We start from the raw sequence: 10,676 nt of genomic DNA on the forward strand, positions 1-10,676 counted from the left end.
TCTTTGATGAAAAAGGTGGTATTCAGTTGAGTCCTAACTTCGTTAAGGTACTTTCATGGTATGATAACGAATGGGCTTTCTCAGTAAAACTGCTTGATCTTATCGCGCATATGAATTCTGTTAACGCATAAGTATAACAAGATTATATAAATTAAAAACTCCCTCTTACGAGGGAGTTTTTTTGTAATCTATTCAGGTGATTTACCTTAGAAATGAAGAAGCCGGTCAAGCAATGACCGGCTTCTTCATTTCTAAATACTTGTAATCTATGCCGGGTGAATTGACTCGGTGGGACAAACATCAGCGCAAGCGCCACAATCTGTGCATACTTCTGCGTCGATTACATAAATATCGCCTTCAGAGATTGCATCTACGGGGCATTCATCGATACATGTTCCACAAGCAATACAAGTGTCGTCTATTACGTAAGCCATAATAAATAAAAAGTTTAGTTATTAAAATAATTTATATTCTGCAAAGTTACTGTTTTTATTTAATCAGAGAAATGTTTATGATTTATTTTATGTTATTTGTAACTGGTCTCAATAACTACAATTGAATATTAAGTTTATCTGTTAGAATAAAGTATCCATATAAAAAATACAATATCTTTTAGTCTAAATCGTTTAAACACTATGAATACTAAAATTGCAACCATTTTATTGTTACTGTCACTTTCTTTAAGTGTCAATGCACAGTACCGAAAACTTCAAAATCTACCTTATACAGACAGGAGAATTTTTCACCTTGGTTTCACTATTGGCTTGAATGCTCAGGATCTGATACTGACACATTCAGGTAACATTAATGATAATGGAGAAATGTGGTTTGCTGAGATTCCTAAATACTCGCCAGGATTTGCTGTTGGGTTAATAGGTGATATTTATATAAGTAATTACCTTAACTTTAGGATATTACCAACTTTACATTTAGGTGATAAACTATTCATATTTAAAGAGCAGATTTCAGGTAAAGAGTTCAGTACTAGAATTAGAAACAACTATATTTCAATTCCGGCTCAGATTAAAATATCAGCACGAAGAACTGATAATTTCCGTCCTTATTTGCTTATAGGTGGATATAGCAATATAGAATTGTCACGTAATAAAGGTCTTGCTATTTTACTGAAACAAAATGATTTTGGAATTGAAATTGGCACGGGTTGTGATCTATATTTACCCATGTTCAAACTTGCACCGGAATTAAAATTTAGCTTCGGATTAATAGATATTCTGGATAAAGAGAGGAGTGATCTAAAGGATCAAGAACTGCTTAAGTATGCTAATGCAATTTCTATGGCCAAAAGCAGAATGATAACACTTTGTTTAAATTTTGAATAAATTATTTCCAGATTATAGAATTAAATAATTTCTTTCCAGTATAAAATTTCAACAATATACTTCTTTTATATTGGGTGGCTATACTCTTTTGTGTGGTTTTCTTAAGGTTATCTATTCTTTTTTGCTTATATGAATTAAATATATTAAAGAAATCTCTATAAGCTTCAATAATGGCATATGCGTTTTTAAATTCTCCTTTAAATATAAGATGAAAATATGCAAGTATATCAAAAACAAATCTTACTAAAAAAGTACCAGGCAGGGATCTATTAGGTAAATTCTTATACAACATCAGCAAATTGTTACGAAAATTGAGATACATTTTTTTAGGATTATCCTTACTCAAAGAGGCTCCTCCAACATGATATACAATAGATGAAGGAATACACATTACTTTTCTCCCTCTTGCATTTAATCGCCAGCAAAGATCAATTTCTTCCATATGCGCAAAGAAACTACCATCCAATCCACCCATCTCAAAATAATCTTTTAATCTTATACACAAACATGCTCCGGTAGCCCAAAAAACAGGTATCTCATTGTCATACTGCCCTTTATCATTCTCTACTTTATCTAGGATTCTTCCTCTGCAAAAAGGATATCCATATCTATCTATAAATCCTCCTGAAGCACCTGCATATTCAAATTTATATTTTTCTTTATATGAAAGAATCTTTGGCTGAACAGCTGCTACCTCCGGATGATTATCCATATAGGTTATTAAATTTTGCAGCCACCCTTCAGTTGTTTCAACATCAGAATTCAGAAGAACAACATATTCAGAGTTTACCTGATGTAATGTTTTATTATAACCTTCTGCAAATCCATAATTTTTATCAAGCGTTACAAGTTGGATTTCCGGATAATTTTCTTTCATAAACCTGACTGAATCGTCGGTAGACCCATTATCTGAAACAATTACCTTACTTATATCACTTTGAGTATGTTTAATGACTATAGGAAGGAATTGCTCAAGAAGCCTTTTCCCATTCCAGTTTAATATTACTACAGATGCCTTAACATTATGATTCAAATTCATATACTTCTGACAATAGTTTTTCCTCTGGTTCTTTTTTAAATTTCCACCTATTATGTGACCAAAGATAATATGCCGGATCTTTTTTTATTGTTTCCTCCAGTTTGTTCATATATCGCTCCATTATCTCATATTCAGGCTCATTTGAAGCATCTGGAGTAATAACATAAAACTTACCAATATAGTGACCTCTTTTAACTTTGGTAATATCAAGATAAACAATCGAAAAGCCAAGTAGTTTAGCAATTTTTTCCATACCAGTTTGTACAACTGTATCCTGATTCATAAACCTAGTCCAGTAATGACCAGTGCTTTTTGGAGGGCGCTGATCTGAAAGAAAACCTACTACCACTGTTTCCCCCTTATTCTTTGATTCAATAAGCTTTCTGTATACACTACGCATCTCAATCGGAATAGCCTTAAAGCTGCTTCTTAGCCTTACAAACAAGTGGTCAAATGCTTTAGAGTGAAGTTCTTTATAAACCAATCCCTGTTTTATTCCAGGTGTTAGATAATTTACAATTGATGTAACCCATTCCCAGTTGCAGTAATGTCCCAGACTAAGAATACATGAGTTACCGCTTGCAGTAAGACGGTTAATCATCTCAGGATTTTCAAACTTCATCCTTTTCCGTATCTCTTCATCCGAGATATGAAGTGTTTTAATGGTCTCTACAAAATAGTCACATAGATGATGGTAAAATTCTTTTTCAATACTAATGATTCTCTTCTCAGTTTCAAAGGAAAAAGAATTTTTAATATTCCTTCTCACCAACTTTCTACGATATCTTATAATGTAATAGATAAAAAAGTATAAAATATCTGATAACAAATAAAGAACAGAAAATGGCAGAAGGGCATGTAGATATGCCACTGCATACAGCAGTGAATAACCTATACTTTTTTTATTTCGCTCACCGTCGTCCATTAAAAAATTGCTTTCATTGCCATTTCGTCCTCATCATACTCTCCCACTTCAACTTCAATAACCCTGTTTATATTAGCTGGATCGTAATTAGAGTAAAGTTTAATATAGTTTTCTGTGAATCCGTGCATACTTTTTCCATATTTTGTATGTTCGAACAGAACTTTCTTTCTGGTACCTTTCATCGACTCCATAAAACACCTATGTTTTTCATCTGAAATATCCAGTAATGCTTTACTACGAGCATGTTTTGTTTTCGGATCCACTGCAAAATCTATATTAAGAGCCTGAGTACCTGGGCGCTCAGAGTAAGTAAAGACATGAAGTTTAGATATATCAAGTGATTTTATAAAGTTCTTACTCTCATCGAAGTAGTTATCAGTTTCTCCTCTAACACCTACAATTACATCTACCCCAATAAATGCATCAGGCAGAATAGTTTTAATTTTCTCAATTTTATGACGAAATAAAGCAGTATCGTATTTTCTCTTCATTAGCGATAAAACAGCATCACTACCCGCCTGCAAAGGCATATGAAAATGAGGTGCAAATCTTTTTGATTCTGCAACAAAATCTATAATCTCATCTGTCAGCAAATTAGGTTCAATAGAAGATATTCTATAGCGTTCAATACCTTCAACATTATCAAGTTCCTTTAAAAGATCAATAAAACTCTCTTTTGTAGTGTGACCAAAATCACCAATATTTACTCCTGTTAATACGATCTCTTTACCACCCTCCTGAACTACCTGTTCAGCCTGCTTAACCAAATCAGCAATTGATCCGTTTCTGCTCCTGCCCCTGGCAAAAGGTATAGTACAAAATGAACAAAAATAATCACACCCATCCTGGACCTTTAAGAAATATCGTGTTCGGTCGTCAGCAGAAACAGAATGCACAAAAGATCTTATTCTGTGAGTTTTAGAAGTTACAACCTCTCCCTTATCCTTCTTTCTCAGGTCATCGAGATACTTAACCACGTCGAGCTTTTGTTCAGCCCCTAATACTAAATCTACTCCTTCTATCTCAGCAATATCATCTGGTTTCAACTGAGCATAGCATCCTGTAACCACAACAAAAGCATTTGGATTCTCATGAATTGCTTTTCTGATTGCCTGACGTCCTTTTTTATCTGCCAGTTCAGTTACAGAACAAGTATTAATTACACAAATATCAGCCTTTTGGCCTTTTCGTACACGAGTAATTCCTGCATTGTACAATTGCCTGCCAATTGCCGAGGTTTCGGCAAAATTCAACTTACATCCAAGTGTATAGTAGGCAGCAGTTTTATTTTGAAATATAGAATGATCGATCATAATCGGCAAAATTACAATTTTTGTCTCAATTTATTGCCATCTTTTCTTTGATAATAGACATTTACCGATTATTTTTGCACAAGATTTGCAAAAGTGTGCAATAGTTAAATGAAAAATATGATTGAGCAGAATTTAATTAAAACATACGAGAACAGTTTTAAAAAAAATTGGGAACTACCCGCATTAACTGATTACAAAGGTGATGCATCTTATACATATGGCGAATTAGCCCATGAAATTGCAAAATTTCATCTTCTTTTTTCAGAACTTGGTATTGAAAAAGGTGATAAAATATCACTGGTCGGTAAAAACCACTCCTCCTGGTCGATAATTTTTATGGCAACCATAACATATGGAGCTGTCATTGTACCAATACTTCACGAGTTTAATCCAGAAAGTATAGAATCAATTATAGATCATTCCAATTCAAAACTGCTTTTTATAAACAAAACCCTATGGGACAATCTCAATTCTGATAATATAAAAGTCACCTCAATTGTATCACCATCATTCAAATTGCTCAAAAGTGAAGAAGACAAGACTAAGAACATAGTCAACTCAATAGACACATTATTTCAGCAAACCTATCCCGGTAGCTTCACAAAAGAGGATATAAAATATCCAAATGTAGACAACAGCGAAGTTGTTTGCATCAACTACACATCAGGAACTACAGGATTCAGTAAAGGAGTAATGCTTACTGCAAATAATTTCGCAGGAAATATAACCTATGCTGGAAAGTTGAATCTTCTATTTCCAGGCGAACGAATTCTGGCTTTCTTACCAATGGCACATGTTTATGGATGTGCATTTGATTTCCTATACTCACTTGCAACAGGCGTTCATATTACACTGCTTGGTGTATCACCAACACCTCAAAATCTGATAAGTGCATTAGACGAAGTCAAACCTAATATTATTATTACCGTACCTCTTATTTTTGAGAAAATATATAAGAAAAAGATATTGCCAATCATTAGTCAGCCAACCATCAAATTCCTCTTAAAGATAAAAGGTGTGGACAGTCTTATATTGAATAAAATCAAAAAATCGCTAACAAAATCACTTGGAGGAAACTTCAGAGAGGTAATTATTGGGGGAGCCGCCTTGAGTGCAGAGGTTGAATCTTTTTTCTACAGAATGGGGTTTCCTTTCACAGTTGGATATGGAATGACAGAATGCGCTCCCTTGATTTCATACGATAATAATAAAGATTTTATCCCAACTTCATGCGGCTCAGTTCTAAAAGACATTATGGAAGCCCGTATTGATTCCGAAGACCCTGAAAACATACCTGGTGAAATACAGGTCAGAGGAGAAAATGTAATGATCGGTTACTATAGAAATGAAGAAGCTACAAAAGCAGCATTCACAGATGACGGCTGGCTTAAAACAGGAGATTTGGGAGTCATGAGAGGTAACAGGCTATTTATAAAAGGACGTTTAAAAACAATGATTCTAACTGCCAATGGTCAGAACATATACCCTGAAGAAATTGAATCCCGCTTAAATAACCTTCCCTATATTTCTGATAGTGTAGTAATTCTGCGTGAGAACAAATTAGTAGCACTTGTTTACCCCGACAAAGAAGCCGTAAAGTCAGACAATATTTCAGCTGAAAAACTGATAGAGTTAATGGAGACCAACAAAGGCTTACTGAATAAAGTTGTTGCAAAGTATGAAAGATTGAGCAGTATTGAGATAATGGAAAATGAATTCGAGAAAACTCCTAAGAAAAGCATAAAGAGGTATCTGTATCAATAATATTACTAATTAACAGCAAATTAAAACTCACCAATCGTTTCAATTGTTTATCTTTGTAATAAAAGATAAGACCATTTATTACCTAAAATTATAAACATGAAAAAAGAATTTTTTATACTTTGCTACGCTTTAATGGTATTTATATCCATACCCATAAAAGCAACATCCCAGGATTTGGTTACATCATTTGGGACAGTTATTAATTTAAAGGATGTACTTAATGGTGAACTACACAAAGCTGAACCCATAAATTGGTATCAGGTAAATACAAACGATGAGACCTGGAAACTCGAAGATGATATTTTAAAGTGCACAGGAATTCCAATCGGTGTCATCAGAAGTGAACATCAATATGAAAATTTTATCATGCATATTGAATGGAGTCATCAGGAAGCAGGAGGTAACTCTGGGACCTTTGTATGGAGTAAAGCAGAGCCGGATGAAAACCGTCTACCCGATGGAGTAGAAGTACAGATGTTAGATTTAGAATGGGTAAAACTTAATACTCGTGATGGTGTAGAACCTCCTATTGCCTACGTACATGGAGAACTGTTTGGTGTTGGAGGAGTTGAGATTGTACCAGAAAATCCGCGCGGAAAAAGAAGCATGTCAGTTGAAAACAGAGTTCTCGGTAAGAAAGAATGGAATACTTATGATGTAGTTTGTGTTGATGGAAATATAAAACTTTCTGTAAATGGGAAATTTGTAAACGGAATAACCAACTCATCACAAAGTATTGGATACATCTGTTTAGAAGCAGAAGGATCAGAAATCCATTTTCGTAATTTGCAGATAATTGTCTTACCATAATTACAGATAACCTCATATTCTCAATTATTAACTGAATTTTTGATACCGAAAGTTTTTATTATCTTTATTGAATTAATTGATAATAAAACTAATAACTGCATTTAAGCTACATACAGCTTTATTTTAGTGCTTAAAAAAAAAATTGTAATTATGAGGAAAACATTATTGATTTTATTACTCGGAACATTATTAATTTTAGGTTCCTGTACTCAACAGACAGCTGATCGAAATCAGGTTGAATCTACTGTACATGAGACCTATGCAGAAGTGGAATTCAGAGATTTCGGACCAGAGCCATTTGTATTTAATATCGAGGACTACACTGTGCAAAATGAAACTTTCAGAACCTCTATATGGACAGGATCTAATATGCAGATGACTGTAATGAGTATTCCTGTTGGTGGTGATATAGGTGAGGAGATGCACCCTGAGATTGATCAGTTTCTTCGTGTAGAGGCAGGTAGCGGAATAATGTACATGGGTGACGAAGAAGGTGTTTTTAATTTTGAGGAGAGGGTTGAGCACGATTTCGCAATATTCATCCCAGCCGGAAAATGGCACAACCTTGTAAATGATTCGGATGAACCGTTGAAGGTGTATTCAATATACTCACCAGTTGAGCATCCTCACAGCACAGTACATCACACCCAGGAGGAGGGAATTGCTGCCCATAATCATGAGCATTGATAGCTGCAATTGCATGTAAATCAACCTTAAAGAAAATATAACATTATTTAACTGTATTTTTTTCAACAAAGCATGCTATATAACATGTTTTTGATGTACTTTTGCATCGTTTTTACACAAGCGTATTCTAATAACAAAGTGACTACCTGCTTGTTATACTCATTATTAGTACGCTACGAAAAGAACAGTTTAATTTTGTTACAAAATTATTTATCGTTTAAATTTTCAAAAAAATGAAAAAAGTATTGTTTTTGGTTTCTACAATTGCAACATTGGGTTTAGTTTCTTGCAACAACGCACAGGTAAATGCTGAAAAAGCACTACAAGACAGTCTTGCCGAAGTAGCAAGAGTAGACAGCATCCTACAAGCTCAGGCAGACAGCATTCAGGCTGTTATCGAAGCTGAAGCTGCAGCAGCTGCAGACACATTAAATCAAGTTGTTGAAGAAGCTGCCTCTAATCTATAAGAAAAAGATGCTTGCTTAGTTGAAACCACCTCAAAAGGGTGGTTTTTTTATTTGTTGTTAGAGCAAAAATAGTAACTTTGTTAACCACAGATAATGATGAACTGATGAGGAAAATCGCAATTTTAATTTTTATCCTGACATTAATTATTTCAGGTTGCAGTCAAAGAGCAAATACTTACTTTGAAAAAGAGCTATCTTTTCCTGAATTTGTAACACAAGATCAAAAGGTAAAGTTAGCTGCTTATGTCGTACCAACTAAGAATCAGATTGAGTGGCAGAAACTTGAACTCACTGCATTTATACACTTTGGGATTAATACGTTTACCGGAAAAGAATGGGGAGATGGTAATGAAGACCCTGAGCTTTTCAACCCTACAGCATTTGATGCTGAGCAATGGGTTACGACTTTGCAAAATGCTGGTTTTAAAATGATAATATTAACAGCAAAACATCATGATGGCTTTTGCCTATGGCCTACAAACACCACATCATATTCAGTAGCTTCATCTCCTTGGAAAAATGGAAATGGAGATATCGTAAAGGAGGTTCGTGATGCATGTGAAAAACACAACATGAAGTTTGGGGTCTATTTGTCCCCTTGGGATCGTAATGCTGAGAGTTATGGAGATTCCCCTGTATATAACGAGTTTTTCATTCAACAGCTGACAGAACTGCTCAGTAACTATGGTGAAATTCATGAAGTGTGGTTTGATGGCGCCAATGGAGAGGGCCCAAATGGTAAGGTTCAGGAATACAATTGGTCACGCTTCTATCATGTTATTGATAGCCTGCAGCCAACAGCAGTAAAAGCAATAATGGGGAATGATATAAGATGGGTTGGTAACGAAAGTGGCTTGGGAAGAGAAACCGAATGGAGTGTAACTCCACTTCAACCAGGAATAAGTGATGCCATAATAAATGAGAATATACGACTAAATATCACAACTACCGCAGAAGATCTTGGCAGCAGGGATCTGATCGAAAAATCAAAAACAATTTATTGGTATCCTTCAGAAGTAGATGTATCTATTCGTCCTGGTTGGTTTTTTCATGCAGAGGAGAACCAACAGGTAAAATCTCTTCGCGAGCTGGTTGATATCTATTTTCAGTCTGTAGGAATGAATTCTGTTTTACTTCTAAATGTTCCTCCTGATAAAAGAGGCAGAATTCATGAAATTGATGCAGAACGCCTCAGACAGTTTGGTGTATATATAAACAACACTTTCAGTGATGAAAAGCTAACCGATGGAGAAGTTACATGGAGAGCACGTGCAGGCGATTCAAGAGAATATAATGTGATACCCGGCGAAACAATAAATACTGTTATGCTACAGGAAGATATTCAAAAGGGACAGCGAGTTGAAGAATTCACTGTAGAAGGGTTAATAAACAACGAGTGGAGAGAACTTACTAAAGGAACCACGATAGGGTACAAAAGACTTCTCAGATTCCCTGACACAGAGGCAACTAAACTGCGATTAACAATTACTGAAACAAGAGACAACGCTAATATTCAAAAATTTGGGGCATATTATGCACCCAAATTATAATATTCAATAGAAAATAAAGAGATAATTTTTATTTCCAGAACAATAAATGATAATAAAATAAATGCTTAACAAACAAGGATTAATGATACTCGCCTGTCTGTTATTAACAGTTTCAATTCAGGCACAAAACTTGGCTGAAATTTTCAAATCAATGCCGGAAGAGCTAATGCCAGGAATTTCAGAAGGCAACAAAACCATGTTACTGGTTGATTCAACTGAAACTACCATACCTTATATGCTTGGAGAGATAAAAAAGGTTGAACATGGCACTGATTACATCAAAATTGAGACTTCAGGAATTGGAAGCACTCAAATAAAGTTACTCCCTGTGACTAACGACTCTGTAATTGTATGTGTCATTAAAACTGTTTGTGGTGGGATAGAAGCTGATGTTTGTGATAGTAACATATCATTCTATACTGATAAATGGGAAAAACTTAACAGCGATTCTTTCATTTCAGATATTACAGCAGAAATTTTCTTTGATTCTTTCCAAAAAGAATCGGAAAATTACAAATATGCTCTATCTTTGCCGGATATTTCGCCAATATCTGCTGTATTAAACAAGTATAACAGCGACTTATTGCTGATATTTAATTTCAAAAATCATCTTCCTGATAATCATATATCAGAAATAACACCATTTCTGAAGAGCGACACCATCACTTTGAAATGGGAGAACTCCTCCTTCAGATGATAAAATAGAATGCACCCGTAGTTCAATGGATAGAATACCGGATTCCGGTTCCGACGATGCGAGTTCGATTCTCGCCGGGTGTAC

General features: G+C 34.8%; 10 protein-coding genes, 1 tRNA gene and 2 pseudogenes. 9 read left to right on the forward strand and 4 right to left on the reverse strand.

Annotation, left to right across the window (positions count from 1 at the left end; translation table 11 throughout):
- A pseudogene (locus tag PHO43_RS09320) lies at window positions 1–131 on the forward strand (type I glyceraldehyde-3-phosphate dehydrogenase); the annotation flags it as partial.
- Window positions 132–266: 135 nt separating this feature from the next.
- Here PHO43_RS09320 and fdxA read toward each other — a convergent pair.
- Complete coding sequence (gene fdxA, locus PHO43_RS09325) at window positions 267–434, reverse strand: 4Fe-4S ferredoxin (protein ID WP_074010733.1); 168 nt, start codon at window positions 432–434, stop codon at window positions 267–269.
- A gap of 201 nt (window positions 435–635) precedes the next feature.
- Between fdxA and porT the strand changes: the two genes are divergently transcribed.
- Complete coding sequence (porT, locus tag PHO43_RS09330; protein ID WP_053826442.1) at window positions 636–1,340, forward strand: type IX secretion/gliding motility protein PorT/SprT; 705 nt, start codon at window positions 636–638, stop codon at window positions 1,338–1,340.
- A 1-nt stretch (window position 1,341) separates the two neighbouring features.
- Here porT and PHO43_RS09335 read toward each other — a convergent pair whose 3' ends face one another.
- The 3 genes from PHO43_RS09335 to mtaB are packed head-to-tail and all read right to left on the reverse strand — an operon-like array spanning window position 1,342 to window position 4,617.
- A complete protein-coding gene (locus tag PHO43_RS09335; RefSeq protein ID WP_288010196.1) occupies window positions 1,342–2,379 on the reverse strand; it encodes a glycosyltransferase family 2 protein in 1,038 nt (345 codons plus the stop codon).
- Complete coding sequence (locus PHO43_RS09340) at window positions 2,363–3,304, reverse strand: lysophospholipid acyltransferase family protein (protein ID WP_045089439.1); 942 nt, start codon at window positions 3,302–3,304, stop codon at window positions 2,363–2,365. The genes PHO43_RS09335 and PHO43_RS09340 overlap by 17 nt, the downstream gene beginning before the upstream one ends.
- The gene (gene mtaB / locus PHO43_RS09345) at window positions 3,304–4,617 is read right to left on the reverse strand and encodes a tRNA (N(6)-L-threonylcarbamoyladenosine(37)-C(2))-methylthiotransferase MtaB (RefSeq protein WP_045089438.1); all 1,314 of its coding nucleotides are present in this window, start codon (window positions 4,615–4,617) and stop codon (window positions 3,304–3,306) included. The genes PHO43_RS09340 and mtaB overlap by 1 nt, the downstream gene beginning before the upstream one ends.
- A gap of 117 nt (window positions 4,618–4,734) precedes the next feature.
- Between mtaB and PHO43_RS09350 the strand changes: the two genes are divergently transcribed.
- From PHO43_RS09350 to PHO43_RS09380, 7 genes and pseudogenes are all read left to right on the forward strand, one after another.
- Window positions 4,735–6,381, forward strand: a complete 1,647-nt coding sequence (locus PHO43_RS09350; protein WP_288012055.1) for an AMP-binding protein — start codon at window positions 4,735–4,737, stop codon at window positions 6,379–6,381.
- A 96-nt stretch (window positions 6,382–6,477) separates the two neighbouring features.
- Window positions 6,478–7,191, forward strand: a complete 714-nt coding sequence (locus PHO43_RS09355) for a 3-keto-disaccharide hydrolase (protein ID WP_288012051.1) — start codon at window positions 6,478–6,480, stop codon at window positions 7,189–7,191.
- A gap of 150 nt (window positions 7,192–7,341) precedes the next feature.
- On the forward strand, window positions 7,342–7,878 hold the full coding sequence (locus tag PHO43_RS09360; RefSeq protein ID WP_045089436.1) for a cupin domain-containing protein: 537 nt from the start codon (window positions 7,342–7,344) through the stop codon (window positions 7,876–7,878).
- 233 nt (window positions 7,879–8,111) lie between these two features.
- On the forward strand, window positions 8,112–8,345 hold the full coding sequence (locus PHO43_RS09365) for a hypothetical protein (RefSeq protein WP_045089435.1): 234 nt from the start codon (window positions 8,112–8,114) through the stop codon (window positions 8,343–8,345).
- A 104-nt stretch (window positions 8,346–8,449) separates the two neighbouring features.
- Window positions 8,450–9,892 (forward strand): annotated as a pseudogene (locus tag PHO43_RS09370) (alpha-L-fucosidase); the annotation flags it as partial.
- 64 nt (window positions 9,893–9,956) lie between these two features.
- Window positions 9,957–10,592 carry a DUF3256 family protein gene (locus PHO43_RS09375; protein ID WP_288012053.1) on the forward strand — a complete coding sequence of 212 codons (636 nt, stop codon included), beginning with the start codon at window positions 9,957–9,959 and terminating at the stop codon, window positions 10,590–10,592.
- Between the two features lie 11 nt (window positions 10,593–10,603).
- A tRNA-Arg gene (locus tag PHO43_RS09380) sits at window positions 10,604–10,675 on the forward strand.
- Window position 10,676: the final 1 nt, after the last annotated feature.

It is taken from the genome of Lascolabacillus sp. (genome assembly GCF_028696275.1).
Lineage (GTDB): Bacteria > Bacteroidota > Bacteroidia > Bacteroidales > Dysgonomonadaceae > Proteiniphilum > Proteiniphilum massiliensis.

Excerpts from the sequence above, each read along its gene's own strand:
- PHO43_RS09350 (WP_288012055.1), top strand. The coding sequence starts at position 4,735 with ATGATTGAGCAGAATTTAATTAAAACATACGAGAACAGTTTTAAAAAA.
- PHO43_RS09340 (WP_045089439.1), bottom strand. The coding sequence starts at position 3,304 with ATGGACGACGGTGAGCGAAATAAAAAAAGTATAGGTTATTCACTGCTG.
- mtaB (WP_045089438.1), bottom strand. The coding sequence starts at position 4,617 with ATGATCGATCATTCTATATTTCAAAATAAAACTGCTGCCTACTATACA.
- PHO43_RS09335 (WP_288010196.1), bottom strand. The coding sequence starts at position 2,379 with ATGAATTTGAATCATAATGTTAAGGCATCTGTAGTAATATTAAACTGG.
- porT (WP_053826442.1), top strand. The coding sequence starts at position 636 with ATGAATACTAAAATTGCAACCATTTTATTGTTACTGTCACTTTCTTTA.
- PHO43_RS09360 (WP_045089436.1), top strand. The coding sequence starts at position 7,342 with ATGAGGAAAACATTATTGATTTTATTACTCGGAACATTATTAATTTTA.
- PHO43_RS09365 (WP_045089435.1), top strand. The coding sequence starts at position 8,112 with ATGAAAAAAGTATTGTTTTTGGTTTCTACAATTGCAACATTGGGTTTA.
- fdxA (WP_074010733.1), bottom strand. The coding sequence starts at position 434 with ATGGCTTACGTAATAGACGACACTTGTATTGCTTGTGGAACATGTATC.
- PHO43_RS09375 (WP_288012053.1), top strand. The coding sequence starts at position 9,957 with ATGCTTAACAAACAAGGATTAATGATACTCGCCTGTCTGTTATTAACA.
- PHO43_RS09355 (WP_288012051.1), top strand. The coding sequence starts at position 6,478 with ATGAAAAAAGAATTTTTTATACTTTGCTACGCTTTAATGGTATTTATA.